Below are 18,464 nucleotides of genomic sequence, written 5' to 3'. Positions count from 1 at the left end.
TCAGACCAGCTTTTGCGCCAACACCGCAATATGCTCCGGCCCGATCCCGCAGCAGCCGCCCAGATGGCTGGCCCCGCGTTTTTGCCAGTCCGCCGCCCACTGGAGATAGCCTGGCGGATCAAGGTCTTCGCGCAGCGGATCCAGCCCATCGTTGGCCGTCGCTTCCTTCGGTTGTGGCGGGAAGGCGTTGGCGTAGGCTCCGATGTGGATCTTCACGCCCAGGCCCTCGAAGGTTTCCCGCGCCGCGTCGATTGCCGCGCCGATCACCTCCGGTTGGCTGCAGTTGAACAGCAGCACCTCAACCCCCAGTTCGGCCGCGACCGCCGCAGCGTCCGCCACCGGTTCGCCGGAACGCAGGCGCGGCACTTCGTCAGTGTCTTCGTCTTTGAGGGTAAACGACAGCCAGAACGGCTTGCCGTCCTTTGGTAGCCCGGCGTGAATCGCCCGCGCTTCGACCGTGGAACTCTGGGTCTCGGCCAGCCACAAGTCGACGTGGGGCGCCAGGCCGTTTACCAATGGCGCCAACAGTTCACGGACGCGGGAGACGTCGAATAGATCCGGCCGATAGGAACCGAACAGCGGCGGCAGCGATCCGGCCACCCGCACCGCTTTGCCTGAAGCCTGCACCGCTCGCTGCGCCAACTCTCCGGCCAGTGCTGCCAACGCCTGACCCTCTGCGGCGAAACGCGCTTCGCCGATATGAAACGGCACCACGGCATAGCTGTTGCTGGTAATCACGTTGGCGCCGCTGGCAATGTAGGCCGCGTGCACGGCTTCTACCGCCTGGGGCGCTTCGCTCAAGGCCAGCGCCGACCACTCGGGCTGTCGGAACGGCGCGCCCCGGCGTTGCAGTTCGCGGCCCATGCCGCCATCGAGAATGACTGTCGTTGCTGAGCCCATATGCGATTCACTCATAAGCTTATGAAAAATACTCACTACCGGAGTTGTTCTTATAACTATTTAATACGCACCATTCAAAGAACTACAACTTATTTTTCCAACAGGGCCTTCTCATGAAACTACCACCATTGCTGGCTCTGGGCCTGACGCTGCTGAGCGCCTCTTCGCAAGCGTTCGCCGGCGCCACGCTGGATCGCGTTGAACAGAAAAAAGAACTGGTTGGCGTGCTGATGGAAAGCTACCCGCCCTTCTCGTTCCTCAATGATCAGAACCAGCTCGACGGTTTTGACGTGGACGTGGCCAAGGCCGTGGCGCAGAAACTGGGCGTGAAGCTGCGCCTGGAAACGCCGTCCTGGGACGTGATCGCGGCCGGTCACTGGAGCGGGCGCTATGACATCTGCATCTGCTCCATGACGCCGAGCAAGGCGCGCGCCGAAGTGTTCGATTTTCCCGTGCAGTACTACGCATCGCCAGCGGTGATCGTGGTTAACGCCAAGGACGACCGTATCCACGGCGCCAAGGACTTGAGCGGCAAGAAGGTCGGCCTGACCAGCGCCTCCAGCTATGAAAGTTACCTGAACAAGAACCTGGTGATCGAAGGTGCCGAGGATACTCAACTGAGCTACCCGTTCGAGAACGTGCAGATTGCCCCTTACGACACCGACAACGTGGCGTTCCAGGACCTGGGTCTGGGCGCCGGGGTGCGACTGGACGCGGTGCTGACCAACCTGGTGACCGCACAGCCGCGCCTGACCGAAGACAAGCGCTTCAAGCTGGCCGGTGAGGCGCTCTACTCCGAGCCGAACTCGGTGGTCATCGAAAAGGGCGATGCCCAGTGGGGCAACAAGGTGCGTGAAGTCTTCGCCCAGTTGAAACAGGACGGTACCTTGAGCAAACTCTCGCAAAAATGGATCGGCGCCGACATTACCCAATGACTTCTTTTCCACCCCCTCAGCCACCGCCACCGGTGGCTGAGTCACGCCTGCAAAAAATCTTCGGTTTTCGCACCCGCCTGTACCTGACCTGGGCGGTCATGTTGGTGCTGTTTGCGAGTTTTTTCCTGAGCTTCGACCTGAAGTTCTCCATCATCCTCGACAAACTGCCGAACCTGCTGGGCATGCACCTGGCGCCCAATGGCTTTGTGCAAGGCGCGGTGCTGACGTTGTTTCTGTGCCTGTGCTCGATCGTCGCTTCGTCATTGCTGGGCTTCATTACCGCCCTGGCGCGGCTGTCCAGCAGCGCGGTGGCGTTCGGTATCGCCAGTTTCTATGCGTCATTCTTCCGCGGCACGCCCCTGCTGATCCAGATCCTGCTGATCTACTTGGGCCTGCCCCAACTGGGCGTGGTCCCGGGCGCCATCGCCGCTGGGATCATCGCCTTGTCACTGAACTACGGCGCCTACCTGAGCGAAATCTTCCGCGCCGGCATCCTCGGCGTCCCCAACGGCCAACGCGAAGCCTCCCTCGCGCTGGGCCTGAGCGAAACCGTGATCTTCTGGCGCGTCACCCTGCCCCAGGCCATGCGCACCATCATCCCGCCGACCACCAACCAATTCATCTCCATGCTCAAGGATTCCTCGCTGATCTCGGTGATGGGGGTTTGGGAGGTCATGTTTTTGGCGCAGTCTTATGGTCGTTCCAGTTATCGCTATATCGAAATGCTGACGACGGCGGCGATTATTTACTGGTTGATGTCCATTGCGCTGGAGCTGATTCAGGCGCGGATGGAGCGGCATTATGGGAAGGCTTATCTGAATAATCGCTGAGCAGGGGACAAGGCAGCAGCAGATCGAAGGTGTAGCAAAAGGCTCATCCTTTGGATTCAGGAACCAAGGAAGCCTACCATCGCGAGCCCGATCTGTATCGAGCAATTGTCCGTTGCACTTTCCGATTGAGTGCTGCCGGACAACGCCAAGTCTTTATCCCAACGATTTAAACAAGGCATCCGGCGGTAGTGATTGCCCCGTCGAATGCCGGTCAAATAGAAAGGTCCGAGCAGGCCGTAGGGCAAAGCTTCGAACTATGAAATCCAACGAACCGACATCCTGAACTCCGCACGAGCAGCCTACAAATTTCATCCGCCGAATCTTTCCCACGGCGAGGAGATGGCTGGCATCGCCGCCCTGGGTGAAATTTTTAAAGTGCGACCTTCTCCATCACAGGTCGCACTCAATGCCTACCCAACACTTATTCCTGCCCCAACATCTCGCTCTTGCTATAGCTCTGGCACTTGGCTGTGCCGAGGTTTCGATGGCTCAGCAAACTGCCGAAATCCCCACGACTGCCCAGCTGCAGGAGCGTCTCAAGGCGCTCGCAGAAGCTCCAGATACCAAACATCACAATGTCGACAAACCTCGCAAAACCACCATGAAACTGAACAAAACTAACGACTTGGTCAATGTCAGCGCAAAGGGTGCGTTCGGTGGGATGGTTGATGGAGGTGGCGGAACCAATGTGTTGCGATTGGACGACGCCGCGCACTCCACATTGGGTAAAACCCGTAATTTCCTGGCCATGCACGTCACGAAAGGCGAATGGGAGCACACCGGGAGCTTCACTGGCTGGGGAGTGATCGAGCCGACAACCGGATTGATCAACACTGGCCATATAGAAGGACAGGTCGGGATTTTCGGTGAACTCAATAACAAGGGGACCGTTGCGAGCAATGTTTCTGTCGAGTCGGGCGCTCGCCTGGTGAACTCCGGAACGGTATCCAGTCGCGTGGATGTTCGAGAGAACGCGACATTCCGCGGCAATGGGACGGTCGACACGCTGGACGTGGCGGGCTTGATGGAAGTCGGCCCTGAAATGGGCGCTCCTTCGGTCGTCAACGATCTCAAATTTTCCAAGACCGCGACGCTGGTCTACGGTATCGATGCAGAGAAAGGCAGCGCCACGATCAAGGTGGGTGGAACAGCGACGTTAGGCAATGCGATGTTGAAAATCACTTCCGTTCCGGGCGAATCCATCGGAGCGGGCAAACATGTCGTGATAAAAGCGGGCAAAGTCGATGGTAAATTTGGGCCGGTCATCAACGAATTGGCCTTTATGGCAGCGACACCTGACTACACCACAGAAGCGCAAGTAGAATTAACCCTTACACTTAAAGAGGTCGCGCGCCCTGGAATCACGCCGACTCAAAATAGCCAACAAGTTTTAGACAGTATCCTAAAACCGCAGCACGACGAACCAACGCTGCCAGACCCCGCCCTTGCATTACCAACAACCCAAATTTCCGTCACTGAATCGCCAACCAGTCCCCCTCCGTCCAATTCCACCGAACCGCTGAAAGTAGCCGCCAGCGCCAAGCCCAAGTCGGTCGTCCAGGCGCAAGCGGTCAAGCCAGCCCAAAAACCCAACGCCGCCATCAACGCCCTGCTCGGCACCAACCTGACCACCGCCGCCGATGCCATCGACCAACTGGGCGGTTATGACACGGCGGATCTGGGCAACGCCACCTTGAGCAGTGTCACGCCGATCAGCACGGGAATGCTCTCGGCCATGAGCCGGAGAAATCCGGCGGATGGGTACGACAACGGCCAAGTCTGGGTCCAGGCCATCGGCAACAGCGGCAGCCTCACCAAGCAATTGGGCAGCTTTGCCCTCAAGCATTCGACAAAAGGCCTGATGCTGGGAACCGACTGGGCCGTCAGCCCCGTTTGGCGACTGGGCATCATCGGCAGCAAGACCCAGACACGACTGGACAGCTATCAATTCGACGGAGCACTCGACAGTTGGCTCGTGGGCGCCTATGCCTTGCGCCAGGACGGGCCGCTGGCGCTGCGCCTGGGCGCTGTCTATGGCAGTCATGACGGCAGCACCAAGCGCCACGTTGCCTTCAATGGGTTCAGGGATCGCTTGAAGGGTCGTTACGATGCCACGACACAGCAGGTCTTTGGACAGATCGGCTACAACCTGGATGTTGGACATTTCGATATCGAGCCCTATGTCCAAGTGGGTTACCAGCGCTATCGACGCGATGCCTATACCGAAAAAGGTGGGGACGCCGCGTTGCAATACAACGGCCAGGCACAAGAACACTACAGCAGCGACCTCGGCCTGCGCCTCGCCCGTCCTTTGATTTTCGACCGAGGCATGCGGTTGACGCCGCGACTGGATGTCGGCTGGAAGCACCTGTATGGCGACGTAAGGGGCACCTCACATCAGCGTATGGCTAGCGGAAGTGGCATCTATACCGTCGAAGGTATCGAACTAGACCGTGACAGCCTGCTCCTGGAAGCGGGGCTGGACCTGGCCGTTTCACCACGGCATACCCTGGGGCTGAACTATCGCAGCGAAACAGGCCAGGACAACCACAACGGTGCACTGATGGGCCAGTGGCGAATGATGTTCTGACAGGCAAAAAAAAGGGGAGCACATGCCCCCCCGAGGTTAAAACGTTGTATCGAGGCGGTTAGCTCAGCCTTCGATCTCGATCAGGATCTCGCCCGGATTGACCCGGTCACCCTTGGCCACATGAATCGCGGTGACCTTGCCAGCGATGGCCGCCTGCACTTCGGTTTCCATCTTCATGGCTTCGGTGATCAGCACGGCTTGACCGGCCTTCACCACATCGCCTTCCTTGACCAGCACATCGACGATGTTGCCCGGCATGGTGGTGCTGACATGGCCCGGCGCAGTGGCTTGCTTACGCTTGCTGCCACCGCCGCCGACAAATTCATTGAGCGGTTCGAACACGACCTCTTCGGGCATGCCGTCGATGGACAGGTAGAAGTGACGCTTGCCTTCGGCCTTCACGCCCACACCGGTGATGTCGACGCGGTAGGTTTCGCCGTGAACGTCGATGACGAATTCGGTCGGCACGCCTTCGCCGCCCGCCGAGCTCACGCTGCCCGCCTCAGGGATGGGCAGCAGCACTTCCGGAGTCAGGGTGCCGGCTTCGCGTTCTTCGAGGAACTTGCGACCGATGTCCGGGAACATGGCATAGGTCAGTACGTCTTCTTCGGACTTGGCCAGCGCACCGATTTCGCCACGCAGCTTGGTCATTTCCGGCTTGAGCAAATCGGCCGGACGCACGTCGATCACCTCTTCACTGCCGATGGCCTGGCGACGCAGCTTCTCGTTCACCGAACCTGGCGCCTTGCCGTAGCCGCCCTGCAGATAGAGCTTCACTTCGTTGGTGATGGTTTTGTAGCGCTCACCGGCCAACACGTTGAAGAACGCCTGGGTGCCGACGATCTGCGAGGTCGGGGTCACCAGCGGCGGGAAACCGAGGTCTTCGCGCACGCGCGGGATCTCCGCCAGCACTTCGCTCATCCGGTTCAGTGCGCCCTGCTCTTTCAACTGGTTGGCGAGGTTGGAAATCATCCCGCCCGGTACCTGGTTGACTTGGACGCGGGTGTCCACCGCGGTGAACTCGCTTTCGAACTGGTGGTACTTCTTGCGCACGGCGTAGAAGTACAGGCCGATTTCCTGCAGCAGTTCCAAGTCCAGGCCGGTGTCGAATTCGCTGCCCTTAAGGGCCGCAACCATCGATTCGGTGCCCGGATGGCTGGTGCCCCAGGCGAAGCTGGAGATCGCGGTGTCGATGTGGTCAGCGCCGTTTTCGACAGCCTTGAGCTGACACATCGCGGCCAGGCCAGCGGTGTCGTGGGAGTGGATGAACACCGGCAACGATTGCTCGCTCTTCAGCGCTTTCACCAGTTCGCCAGTGGCGTACGGGGTCAGCAGACCGGCCATGTCCTTGATCGCCACCGAGTCGCAACCCATGGCTTCCATCTGCTTGGCCTGGGCCACGAACGCGTCGATGGTGTGCACCGGGCTGGTGGTGTAGGCGATGGTGCCCTGGGCATGCTTGCCTGAGGCCTTCACCGCCTCGATGGCGACCCGCAGATTGCGCACGTCGTTCATCGCATCGAAAATACGGAACACATCGATGCCGTTGACCGCAGCCTTGGCTACGAATGCCTTGACCACGTCATCGCTGTAATGGCGATAGCCCAACAGATTCTGACCGCGCAGCAGCATTTGCAGGCGAGTGTTGGGCAGCGCCGCGCGCAGTTGGCGCAAACGCTCCCACGGGTCCTCCTTCAGGAAGCGCACGCAGGCGTCGAATGTCGCGCCGCCCCAGACTTCCAGCGACCAATAGCCGACTTTGTCGAGCTTGTCGCAGATCGGCAGCATGTCCTCGGTGCGCATGCGCGTGGCGAGCAGCGATTGGTGGGCGTCGCGCAGGATTGTGTCGGTAACAAAGATCTTCTTGGACATGGTTGTATTTCCTTACAGGCCTGCGTGGGCGGCAATGGCGGCGGCGATGGCCAGGGCCAGCTCTTCGGGTTTGCGCTTGATCGAGTAGTTGGTCAGTTCAGGGTGGCTTTCAACGAAGCTGGTATTGAACTGGCCACTGCGGAATTCCGGATTGCGCAGAATCTCCTGGTAATATGCGGCGGTGGTCTTGACCCCCTGCAGGCGCATGTCATCCAGGGCCCGCAGCCCACGGTCCATCGCTTCTTCCCAAGTCAACGCCCAGACCACCAGTTTCAGGCACATCGAGTCGTAGAACGGTGGAATGGTGTAGCCGGTGTAGATCGCCGTGTCGGTGCGCACGCCCGGGCCGCCAGGGGCGTAATAGCGGGTGATCTTGCCGAAGCTGGGTAGGAAGTTGTTTTTCGGGTCCTCGGCGTTGATACGGAACTGCAACGCAAAGCCACGGTGCTGGATGTCTTCCTGCTTGACCGACAGCGGCAACCCGGAGGCGATGCGGATCTGTTCGCGAACGATGTCGATGCCGGTGATTTCTTCGGTGATGGTGTGTTCCACCTGCACCCGGGTGTTCATCTCCATGAAGTACACCTCGCCTTCGGCGAGCAGGAACTCCACGGTGCCGGCATTCTCGTAGCCCACGGCCTTGGCGGCGCGCACCGACAGGTCGCCGATGTAGGCGCGCTGCTCGGGGGTCAGCTGCGGGCTCGGGGCAATTTCAATCAGCTTCTGGTTGCGTCGCTGGATCGAGCAGTCACGTTCGAACAGGTGCACCACGTTGCCGAAACTGTCGCCCAGGATCTGCGCTTCGATGTGCTTGGGATTGACGATGCACTTTTCCAGAAACACTTCCGCCGAACCGAATGCCTTGGTGGCTTCGGAAATGACCCGTGGGAAAGCCTGTTCGAGTTCTTCGCGGCTGTTGCAGCGACGGATACCACGACCGCCGCCGCCGGACGTTGCCTTGAGCATCACCGGGTAACCGATCCGATCGCCTTCGGTCAGCGCTTCTTCAATGCCCGCCACGTTGCCTTCGGTGCCCGGCGTGACCGGCACACCGGCCTTGATCATGCTGCGGCGCGCTTCGGTCTTGTCGCCCATGCGGCGAATGACTTCTGCCGAGGGGCCAATGAATTTGATTCCGCGTTCGGCGCAGATGTCTGCCAGTTCGGCGTTTTCCGAGAGAAAACCGTAGCCGGGGTGCAAGGCATCACAGCCGGTTTCCACCGCCAGGTTCACCAGTTTGCGCGGGTTCAGATAGCCGGCCAGCGGATCGGCGCCAATGCTGTGGGCCTCGTCCGCACGCTTGACATGCAACGCATGGCGGTCCGCGTCGGAATAGACCGCGACCGAGCGAATGCCCATCTCGGCGCAAGCGCGCACGATGCGGACGGCAATTTCACCACGGTTGGCGATCAGGATCTTTGTTATCAATTGGAGGTTCCCTTGAGCCGGTGATACCACGGCCTGGGGTCCAGGCCGACGCGTGACCAGATGTAACAATTGGTCGCAGCCCCACACTAGTCCTGGCTGTCGATTAACAAAAATGAATATTTATTGGGTCGTGCATAAGCAAAGACTTATAGTTGCGCTATCCGTCTCGGCCCAGGGTGCTTAAATAATGCGTAAGTCATTGATGCGTATGACATTGCGTCAATTGCAGATTTTCAACGAGGTGTGCGACCTGAGGTCCTACAGCCGTGCAGCTGACGAAATGTCTCTCACACAACCGGCCGTTAGCCTACAGATTCGTTCCCTGGAAGAGCTGATTGGCCAACCGTTATTCGAGTATGTGGGCAAAAAACTCTACATGACCGAAGCCGCCGAAGCCCTGCAACGTGCCAGCCGGGACATCTTCGGACGCCTGGAAAACCTCGATATGCAGCTCTCGGATATGCAGGGTTCGCTGCAAGGCCAATTGAAACTGGCGGTGGAGTCGAGCGCCAAGTACTTCGTCCCGCACCTGTTCGCCGCGTTCAAGCGCCAGCATCCGGAGGTCAACCTGAACCTCACGGTGGTCAATCGCGGCCAGGTCATCCGCCGGCTCTCGGACAACCGTGACGACCTGGTGATCATGTCCATGGTGCCTCAGGACATGGGCCTGGAGTTCCTGCCATTTCTCAACAATCCAATCGTCGCCGTGGCGCCGCCCGATCATCCGCTGTGCCACATGGGCCCGCTGCGCTTGCAGGACCTGGAGCCCTATACCCTGCTGTTGCGCGAGCCGGGGTCCGGCACGCGACTGGCCTGCGAGGAGTATTTCAAGGAGAAACGGGTGCATTTCACCCAGACACTGGAGGTGGCGTCGGCGGAGGCCCAACGCGAGTGCGTGGTGGCCGCACTGGGCGTGGCACTGTTGACGCGCCACGCCGTGAGCCGAGAATTGTCGTCCGGCGCACTCATCGAATTGCCGGTGGAGGAGTTGCCGCTGTACCGCAGTTGGTGCCTGGTGCAGGCCAAGGCCAAACGCCTGTCACCGGTGGCTCACGCCTTCTTGGCATTTGTTCGCGGTGAGCGCGCTCAAATCATCGGCCTGGTTGAGCGTTTCGACGGGAAGCCTCCGGCGTTGCCTGCCAGTAATTGAACTCTGCCGTGCCAGGAAATTCGCTGATGTCGGCCAGGAGCTGGCGCTGTTCATAGCGGTCTTCGATGGCACGACGGAACGCCATACGGCGCTGGTCTTCCTGCTGACGACGGGTTTTGACGGCGCTGCGTTCTTCGTAGGACTGGGTCATGTCGAGACTCCCAAGACGTATACGGGAGCTTTACGATGACGGCGCGGGATGACGGTTTAGCGGCGCGAAGATTACAAGACGATGAATTTGGGCAGCCGCCACCTGCTGCGAAGATGCTTGCTCCCGCCGAACCATAGGAACCGCCTTGGAACCGCGCTGGAACCGCGTAGAAGCTGTGTAGGAGCTGTCGAGTGCAACGAGGCTGCGATCTTTCCCCAAACACCTGAATCTCAAGCGAAAGATCGAAAGATCGAAAGATCAAAAGATCGCAGCCTTCGGCAGCTCCTACCGCAACCGAGCGCAAGCACTCCCTCGCCACAAAAGCTTCCTCGACAAAGAGTCGAAGCGACCCGATCAGTCGTCCAACGCCTTCACCGACTTGGGCGACAGCCGCAGGCTGCGAAGGCTGCGCTTCACGCTCTTGAGGTGGTTGACCAGGCTTGGCCCGCGGGCCATGGCGACACCCATTGCCAGCACGTCGATCACCACCAGGTGGGCGATGCGCGAGGTCAACGGCGTGTAGATCTCAGTGTCTTCATGCACGTCGATGGCCAGGTTCACCGTGGACAGTTCTGCCAATGGCGTCTGGCTCGGGCACAAGGTGATCAGCGAGGCACCACTTTCGCGCACTAGGTTCGCGGTGATCAGCAAGTCCTTGGATCGCCCCGATTGGGAAATGCAGATCGCCACGTCGGTGGGTTTCAAGGTCACCGCTGACATGGCCTGCATGTGCGGGTCGGAATAGGCCGCTGCCGTCAGCAGTAACCGGAAGAACTTGTGCTGGGCATCGGCCGCCACCGCGCCCGAGGCGCCGAAGCCATAAAACTCGACACGCTGGGCCTGGGACATGGCCGTGACGGCTTTTTGCAACGCCACTGGGTCGAGCTTCTCGCGAACCTCCATTAGGGTATGCAGGGTCGTGTCGAAGATTTTCAGGCTGTAGTCGGCCACTGAATCGTCTTCGTGGATCGCAAACTGACCGAAGCTCGCGCCGGCGGCCAAGCTTTGCGCCAGCTTGAGTTTCAGGTCCTGGAAACCCGAGCAACCGATGGCCCGGCAGAAACGCACGATGGTCGGTTCGCTGATGCCGACGCTGTGGGCAAGATCGGCCATGGAGCTATGCATCACGGCCGCAGGATCAAGCAGTACGTGATCGGCGACTTTCAGCTCCGACTTGCGTAGCAAGTGGCGTGACTGGGCGATGTGTTGCAACAGGTTCAAGGGGCTGGACTCTTGTTATGGGCAGGTGCCGGGATGTAGCAAGCTTGTAGTTATACTACAAGAATTGGCTTTTTGCCCGTCCAAAACGTAACTGGATTGCCTCGCCGCCCCTTTGTTTTGGCCGAGGATCCCCCGATGTAGCAGCTTGTGGCCGTAGCGCAAACGCTCAACGCTGCCGATCCGCTGGTTTCCTGGCCTGTCCTGAGCTTCTAACCCGGGGAAAATCGTTTATAGGTCACTGGCCAATCACCCAATAACTTGCTCCCCGCCAACATATATCCCGCAATAATAGACAGTAGACATCAAGACAAAACCAAGTAATCCATCGAAATATCATTTCTCCTTACAACACCAACAGCAATTGAGCAAACACTATCAGGGCGAAATAGATATATTGATTCCCGCAGGACGCAATCAACTTAACTACAGGAGTTACTACCATGAAAATCACGACTAAAGACTGGACCGCACAAATCGACCGCATGCCAGGCGCCGTATCTTTCCGCACCTTTGGCACCGTCACCGTGGCCAATAGCGGCGTTACCCCCACGCTGGTACGCAGCGACCTACAAGACAAGTCTCTTAATCTGCGACTGGAGTTGAAACTTGAACAATCCAACGGAATTTCACTGCCGGCACTGACAAACAAGCTCGTTGAGTATAAAGCGCTGGGCGACTCCAGTGTCACTGGCGTCAGTATTTTTTTCGAAGGCCAGTTACTGCACCACATCGATGAAGTGCTAGTAACTAACTAAGTGTAGACCCCATAACTTCCCGTCAGACGACGTCGTTGCCTGACGGGAAGTTTTCCTCGTGGTCCAGGCTCATTCACCCAGGTGTTGCGCCCGCAACAACCCAGCCAACCCGTCAGCCTCCACCGGCCGGCTGATCAGATACCCTTGAACCTCATCGCAACGTTCATTCCTGAGGAATTCGAGTTGCTCCTGCCGCTCAACGCCTTCGGCCACGACCTTGAGCGACAACCCATGCGCCATTGCAATGATTGCCCGGGTAATTGCCACATCCACGCTGCCCTCACCTAACCCACGAATGAACGCCTGGTCGATCTTCACGTAATCCACCGGGATGCGCTTGAGGTAACTCAGGGATGAGTAGCCGGTACCGAAATCATCGATCGCCAGCTTGACCCCAAGGTCACGCAATTGCTGGAACGTGGCGATAATGTGTTCCACGCTGTCGAGCAACTGGCTCTCGGTGAGCTCCAGTTCCAGGTATTGAGGGGCCAGACCGGTTTCTTCCAGTACCTGCCGCACCAGGCTGACCAGCTTGCCCTGACGCAATTGATGCACCGACAGATTGACGGACACCCTGATTGGCGCGAGCCCCTGACGCTGCCATTCGCATGCCTGCCAACAAGCCTGGCGCAATACGAACTCGCCAATCGGCCCAATCAACCCGGTCTCTTCGGCCAGGCCGATAAAATCCCCCGGCGGCACCCGGCCCATGGCCGGATGATCCCAACGCACCAACGCCTCGGCGGCGTTCAGGCGACCAGTCGCCAAACACAGTTTTGGCTGATAAAAAACCTTCAGTTGGTGCTCTTCCAAGGCCTTGCGCAACTGATTCTCCAACTGCAGACGCTCCAGCGTGCTGGCCTGGAGGCTGTCGGTGTAGAACTGGAAATTGTTGCCCCCCAAATGCTTGGCATGTTGCATGGCCATGTTCGCCTGGCTGACCAGCATGGCAACTTCCCGCGTGTTGTCGGGCAACAGACTGATGCCGATCGAGGCACTGAGCACCAGTTCATGGCCTTCTATGGTCAGTGGCACACGCAGTTTGGCGGCCAGCCGAGTGGCCACGCGCGCCAGGCTCGAAAGGTTGCCATAGGCATCGAACAACACCGCAAACTCATCGCCCGATAGCCGGGCGATGGTGTCCGCCTCGGGGAGCGCATTGATCAGGCGTCGTGCCATTTTCTGCAACAACTGGTCGGCGATGTCATGGCCGAGGCTGTCGTTGAGCAATTTGAAACGGTCCAGGTTGATATGCAGCAACGCCAGGCTGCGCCGTCCACCCTGGCGCACACGCTGGTGAGCTTCGTGCAGGCGCTCGCGAAACAGCGAGCGATTAGCCAGCCCGGTCAATTCATCGTAATGGGTCAGATAGCGCATCCGTTCTTCGGATTCGCGTCGCGCCGAAAGATCGGCGAAGAAACCCACGATATGACTGACATTTCCCCGAGCATCGCGCACGACGTTCAATTGCAGCCATTGCGGATACAACTCGCCGTTGGCCCGCGCCTCCACCAACTCCCCCTGCCAGGTGCCATGCTGCTTGAGCGCTTGGCGAATGATGGGGTAATGCCGGCGCGCGTCGCGACTGCACGGCAGGTCCACCACGTTGCGCCCAAGCATGTCATCGATATTGAAACCGGTGACCCGCGTGAACGCCTGATTGGCAGCGAGAAGCACGTAGTGAGGGTCGAAAATCACGATACCTTCACTGGCGGCTTCGAACACTGTGGCCGCCAGTTGCCGTTGCTGCTCAAGCTCCTTGTGGGTGCTGATGTCTCGCCGGGTGCCGACCATACGCAGCACCCGGCCGCTCACGCTGCGTTCCACGGCCCGGCCGCGGTCTTCGATCCAGACCCAGTGGCCATCGCCGTGGCGCACGCGGTATTCGATCTGGTAATCCTCGCTGCGACCCTTGAGGTGTTCGACCAAGGCTCGCTTGAGCGCCGGCAGGTCTTGCGGGTGCAGGCGCGGAGTGAGGTGAGTGAGCATCGCCGTGATGTATTCGGGCTCCAGGCCGAACAGTTCCTTGAGTTGTGTGTGATGAACTTCGTCAGTCTGCAGGTTCCAATCCCACAACCCCAGCTCACTGGCCTTGAGCGCCAGGGCCAGGCGCGCCTCGCTTTTGCTCAAGGCCTGGCTGGCGACCTCCAGTTCAAGACTGCGCTGCGCGACCCGCGCCTCCAGGCCAATCTGGGCCGCTCGCAGTTTTTCCTCGGCAGAACGGCGTTGTTCGACCTCCCGGGCCAGCGCGTCGTTGAGCTGGGCGCTGCGGGTTTGTGCTTGCTGCAGATGCTCGATTAGCGCCTGGTTCTGGAAGCGTCGCAACAGGCTGCGTTGGATCAAGCGGTTGACTTGCCAGGCCACCACGCTCAGCGAGACCAACACGATCAGCCCAAGCCAGCCCCACCCGCGTTGCTGCTCATCGCCGCCCCAGAAGAGGTAGCCGATGGCCGGTAACAGGCAGGGCAAGGTAAAGGACAGGAAGGCGGGAAGACTCACCGCGTAGGCCACACTGGCGGACAGGGCTGCCGCGCCAATCAGGCCGAACACCCAGGCCTGTTGTTGGAAACTGTCAGCCGGGACCAGCGCGATACCGGCCCCAGCCAGCGTCAGACCGGTCATCGCGGAGCCCAGCAAAAACATACGCAACCAGATCGGGTGTGCCTGGCGGCCCGGCATCGCCGAATCGAAAGCCGCCACCTGGATCACCCGCAACGCCACCAGCGACAACAACCAGACCAGCCAGACGCTGACCAGGAAATAGCGCCGCGGCTCCCATAACAGCGCGGCGCAGACCAGACCATTGAGCAACATGAACAGCGTGGGCAGCAGCGAGCCTTGATACAGCAGACGTGTGCGCTCGACCGCCATCTCCATGGCGTACTGCTTGCAGATGACCCGCGGCTCCACACAGGGGCCCACCGGATCGGAATTGAGGGTCATTGGCACTATTCTTGTTCTTATTCAGTGGAGCATGGAGAACCTGAAACAAGCACCGAGCATACACAAGCCATGGGCCATCCCACACTGCCCCAGCTCATAAAAATGCGGAACAAGTCGCTATTTCATTGGGTGGCGCCTCTTCGAAGCGGGCCCCGCCAATACCTGTAGTCTATGACCCGCCGGTCATCCTCAAGCGGTCTTTTATCGGCTGATGCAAAGCTCGGTTTGCCCGGGGTCGCGTCGCACCCTAGAATGCCCCGATGCGCGATGACCTCTCCCTTCTGCTGAACTCCCTCAACGATGCCCAACGCCAGGCCGTAGCAGCCTCCGTGGGTCGTCAGTTGGTCCTGGCCGGTGCCGGCTCCGGTAAAACCCGAGTGCTGGTGCATCGTATCGCCTGGTTGATCCAGGTCGAGAACGCCTCTCCCCATTCGATCCTGTCGGTGACATTCACCAACAAGGCCGCGGCCGAGATGCGCCATCGCATCGAACAACTGATGGGCATCAACCCCGCCGGCATGTGGGTCGGCACGTTCCACGGCCTGGCGCACCGCTTGTTGCGGGCGCATTGGCAGGAGGCCGGGCTGAGCCAGACCTTCCAGATCCTCGACAGCGACGACCAGCAACGCCTGGTCAAGCGGGTGATCCGCGAGCTGGGCCTGGACGAACAGCGCTGGCCCGCCCGCCAGGCCCAATGGTTCATCAACGGCCAAAAAGACGAAGGCCTGCGCCCGCAGCACATCCAGGCCAGCGGCGACCTGTTCCTGGCGACCATGCGCAGCATCTATGAAGCCTATGAGGCGGCGTGCCAGCGTGCCGGCGTCATCGACTTCTCCGAGCTGCTGCTACGGGCGCTGGACCTGTGGCGCGACCACCCAGGCCTGCTGGCCCATTACCAGAAGCGCTTCCGGCATGTATTGGTGGACGAATTCCAGGACACCAACGCCGTGCAATACGCCTGGTTGCGCCTGCTCGCCAAGGGCGGTGACAGCCTGATGGTGGTGGGTGACGACGACCAGTCGATCTACGGCTGGCGCGGCGCCAAAATCGAGAACATCCACCAGTACTCGACGGACTTTCCCGACACCGAAGTCATCCGCCTGGAACAGAACTACCGCTCCACCGCCGGTATCCTCAAGGCCGCCAACGCCCTGATCGCCAACAACACCGGGCGCCTGGGCAAGGAATTGTGGACCGACGGTGGCGAAGGCGAAGCAATCAACCTCTACGCCGCCTTCAACGAACACGACGAAGCCCGCTACGTGGTGGAAACCATCGAAAGCGCGCTGAAAACCGGCCTGGCCCGCAGCGACATCGCCATCCTGTACCGTTCCAACGCCCAGTCGCGGGTGCTGGAAGAGGCGTTGCTGCGCGAACGGATCCCCTACCGCATCTACGGCGGCCAGCGCTTCTTCGAGCGAGCTGAAATCAAGAACGCCATGGCCTACCTGCGCCTGATCGAAGGTCGCGGCAACGACGCGGCCCTGGAGCGGGTGATCAACGTGCCGACGCGGGGCATCGGTGAGAAAACCGTCGAGGCGATTCGCGATCACGCGCGCCACAGCCACGTATCCATGTGGGAAGCCATGCACCAACTGGTCGCCAACAAAGGCATGGCCGGTCGCGCCGCTGGCGCCCTGAAGGCCTTCATGGACCTGATTGAAGACCTGGCCGCCAAGTGCGGGGACATGCCTATACACTTGATGACTCAGACCGTCATCGAGCAGTCCGGCCTGATCGCCTACCACGAAGCGGAAAAAGGCGAGAAAGGCCAGGCCCGGGTGGAAAACCTCGAGGAGCTGGTCAGCGCCGCGCGCAACTTCGAAAGCACCGAAGAAGACGAAGCCCTGTCGCCGCTATCGGCCTTCCTGGGTCACGCTTCCCTGGAGGCCGGTGACACCCAGGCCGACGAACACGAAGACAGCATCCAGCTGATGACCCTGCACAGCGCCAAGGGTCTGGAATTCCCCTACGTGTTCCTCGTGGGCATGGAAGAAGGCCTGTTCCCCCACAAGATGAGCCTGGAAGAACCGGGACGCCTGGAGGAAGAACGGCGCCTGGCCTACGTCGGTATCACCCGCGCCATGCAGAATCTGGTGCTGACCTACGCCGAAACCCGACGTTTGTATGGCAGCGAGACCTACAACAAAGTGTCACGCTTCGTACGTGAAGTACCGAAGGGTCTGATCCAGGAAGTGCGACTGTCCAACAGCGTCAGCCGTCCGTTCGGTGGCGGCCAGCAGCAAAGCACCAGCAGCCTGTTCGGCGGCAGCGACATCCCTGAGACCGGCTTCAGCCTCGGCCAGACCGTACGGCATTCGGTATTCGGCGATGGCGTGATCCTCAACTTCGAGGGCGCTGGCGCCCAGGCGCGGGTGCAGGTGAACTTCAGCGAAGGCAGCAAGTGGCTGATGCTGGGGTATGCCAAGCTCGAAGCGATCTAAAGATTTCGTATGAAGCACCTTGCTGTGGGAGCAAGGCTTGCCCGCGAGGCGGTGGCACATTCGACACAGATGCGTCAGACAGATCGCTATCGCGGGCAAGCCTTGCTCTCACAGATATCTCTTCCTATCCCATATTAGTTTCCGACCGAACTTATTTACTTTTCCTACAGCCCAAAGCGAGCAAGCCTTCTTGCACAGCCGAAGCTGAACCTAAGCTGTCACGCAAAAACCCGAAACACTCTGTCGCTAGCCAGCAACAGTTCAGCTGTGCAACATGACCCGCGTGCTATCCACAGATGGGAATGCCTTTATATGAAACGTTTTCTTAGCATCGCCATGGCGCTGTGCATTGGCCTGACGATGGCCATCGACGCCAATGCTGCCAAGCGTTTTGGCGGTGGTAAAAGTTCGGGCGCGGCCCCAACTCACCAGACCAGCCAGATGGCGCCGTCCTCTGCCGCCGGCTCTACCGCTGCCAGCGCAGGTGCGGCCGGTGCCGCAGGTGCTGCCACCAAGGCCAGTGGTGCTTCGCGCTGGCTCGGTCCCCTGGCCGGCATCGCCGCCGGTGGCCTGCTCGCCTCCATGTTCATGGGCGACGGCTTCCAGGGCATGCAGATCTTCGACATCCTGATCATGGCGGTCATCGCCTTCCTGGCCTTTCGCTTCATTGCCGCCCGTCGTCGCAAGCAGCAGGAGCAATTGGCGCCGGCCGGCCACGCATCGATGCAACGGGAAGAGTTAAACCAGCAACCTGCCGGTGGCTCGATCTTCGGCGGTTCGGCAGCGCCTGCTGCCGTCCGTCCGGTCATCAATGCGCCAGCCTGGTTCAACGAAGGCCGCTTCGTCGAAGCCGCGCGCAACCATTTCATGTCCCTGCAGCAACATTGGGATGCGAACGAAATGGACAAGATCTCCGAATTCGTGACCCCACAGCTGCTGGAGTTCCTCAAGCGCGAGCGGGCCGAACTGGGCGATGGCTTCCAGTCCACCTACATCGACAATCTGAACGTGCAACTGGACGGCGTCGACGATCGCGCCGACAAGACCATCGCCACCCTGACCTTCAGCGGTGTGTCGAAGGACTCTCGCTTCGACAAGGGCGAAGCGTTCAGCGAAAGCTGGAACATGGAACGTGCCCAGGGCGATGACCAGCCTTGGCTGGTGGCCGGTATCCGCCAGAACGGTTGAACCTTTGCCCGTTTTGCATGTTGAAATAAAAGAACCCCGGCTCAGGCCGGGGTTTTC

Annotated in this window: 13 protein-coding genes; 7 read left to right on the top strand and 6 right to left on the bottom strand. The window is 59.8% G+C overall.

Annotation, left to right across the window (positions count from 1 at the left end; genetic code table 11):
* On the bottom strand, positions 1-900 hold the full coding sequence (locus AACY42_RS13450; protein WP_339479922.1) for a homocysteine S-methyltransferase family protein: 900 nt from the start codon (positions 898-900) through the stop codon (positions 1-3).
* 113 nt (positions 901-1,013) lie between these two features.
* Between AACY42_RS13450 and AACY42_RS13445 the strand changes: the two genes are divergently transcribed.
* The 3 genes from AACY42_RS13445 (at position 1,014) to AACY42_RS13435 (ending at position 5,255) form a co-directional block, all read left to right on the top strand.
* The gene (locus tag AACY42_RS13445) at positions 1,014-1,835 is read left to right on the top strand and encodes a transporter substrate-binding domain-containing protein (RefSeq protein WP_339479921.1); all 822 of its coding nucleotides are present in this window, start codon (positions 1,014-1,016) and stop codon (positions 1,833-1,835) included.
* The gene (locus AACY42_RS13440; RefSeq protein ID WP_339479920.1) at positions 1,832-2,665 is read left to right on the top strand and encodes an amino acid ABC transporter permease; all 834 of its coding nucleotides are present in this window, start codon (positions 1,832-1,834) and stop codon (positions 2,663-2,665) included. Before AACY42_RS13445 ends, AACY42_RS13440 begins: the two co-directional genes overlap by 4 nt.
* 484 nt (positions 2,666-3,149) lie before the next feature.
* Positions 3,150-5,255, top strand: coding sequence for an autotransporter outer membrane beta-barrel domain-containing protein (locus tag AACY42_RS13435; RefSeq protein WP_339479918.1), 2,106 nt, complete (start codon positions 3,150-3,152; stop codon positions 5,253-5,255).
* 63 nt (positions 5,256-5,318) lie between these two features.
* Here the strand turns inward: AACY42_RS13435 and oadA are convergent, their stop codons facing one another.
* Both oadA and AACY42_RS13425 read right to left on the bottom strand, forming a co-directional pair.
* Positions 5,319-7,127 (bottom strand): sodium-extruding oxaloacetate decarboxylase subunit alpha, encoded by a 1,809-nt coding sequence (gene oadA, locus AACY42_RS13430; RefSeq protein ID WP_339479917.1) that lies wholly within the window; start codon positions 7,125-7,127, stop codon positions 5,319-5,321.
* A gap of 12 nt (positions 7,128-7,139) precedes the next feature.
* Complete coding sequence (locus AACY42_RS13425) at positions 7,140-8,555, bottom strand: acetyl-CoA carboxylase biotin carboxylase subunit (protein ID WP_003187105.1); 1,416 nt, start codon at positions 8,553-8,555, stop codon at positions 7,140-7,142.
* Positions 8,556-8,742: 187 nt separating this feature from the next.
* On the opposite strand from AACY42_RS13425, the gene AACY42_RS13420 reads away from it, so the two are divergent.
* Entirely contained in the window at positions 8,743-9,705 is a 963-nt protein-coding gene (locus tag AACY42_RS13420) for a LysR family transcriptional regulator (protein WP_339479916.1), read from the top strand.
* On the opposite strand, the gene AACY42_RS13415 is transcribed toward AACY42_RS13420, so the two are convergent.
* Complete coding sequence (locus AACY42_RS13415) at positions 9,647-9,856, bottom strand: PA3496 family putative envelope integrity protein (RefSeq protein WP_339479914.1); 210 nt, start codon at positions 9,854-9,856, stop codon at positions 9,647-9,649. The two genes, AACY42_RS13420 and AACY42_RS13415, sit on opposite strands and share 59 nt — an antisense overlap.
* Positions 9,857-10,210: 354 nt before the next feature.
* Positions 10,211-11,077 carry a transcriptional regulator HexR gene (gene hexR, locus AACY42_RS13410; protein WP_003187110.1) on the bottom strand — a complete coding sequence of 289 codons (867 nt, stop codon included), beginning with the start codon at positions 11,075-11,077 and terminating at the stop codon, positions 10,211-10,213.
* A gap of 440 nt (positions 11,078-11,517) precedes the next feature.
* Here hexR and AACY42_RS13405 point away from each other — a divergent pair, with 440 nt between their 5' ends.
* A complete protein-coding gene (locus AACY42_RS13405; RefSeq protein ID WP_339479913.1) occupies positions 11,518-11,832 on the top strand; it encodes a hypothetical protein in 315 nt (104 codons plus the stop codon).
* A 69-nt stretch (positions 11,833-11,901) separates the two neighbouring features.
* On the opposite strand, the gene AACY42_RS13400 is transcribed toward AACY42_RS13405, so the two are convergent.
* Positions 11,902-14,775, bottom strand: a complete 2,874-nt coding sequence (locus AACY42_RS13400) for a putative bifunctional diguanylate cyclase/phosphodiesterase (RefSeq protein ID WP_339479912.1) — start codon at positions 14,773-14,775, stop codon at positions 11,902-11,904.
* Between the two features lie 260 nt (positions 14,776-15,035).
* On the opposite strand from AACY42_RS13400, the gene uvrD reads away from it, so the two are divergent.
* On the top strand, positions 15,036-17,219 hold the full coding sequence (gene uvrD / locus AACY42_RS13395; protein ID WP_339479911.1) for a DNA helicase II: 2,184 nt from the start codon (positions 15,036-15,038) through the stop codon (positions 17,217-17,219).
* A gap of 312 nt (positions 17,220-17,531) precedes the next feature.
* A complete protein-coding gene (locus tag AACY42_RS13390; protein ID WP_339479910.1) occupies positions 17,532-18,407 on the top strand; it encodes a Tim44 domain-containing protein in 876 nt (291 codons plus the stop codon).
* Positions 18,408-18,464: the final 57 nt, after the last annotated feature.

The sequence above is a fragment of the Pseudomonas sp. RL_5y_Pfl2_73 genome, from assembly GCF_963970515.1.
In the GTDB taxonomy this organism is placed as follows: Bacteria; Pseudomonadota; Gammaproteobacteria; order Pseudomonadales; family Pseudomonadaceae; genus Aquipseudomonas.
The sequence above is the reverse complement of the archived record's forward strand: the minus strand, read 5'-3'. Positions and strand labels throughout refer to the sequence as shown.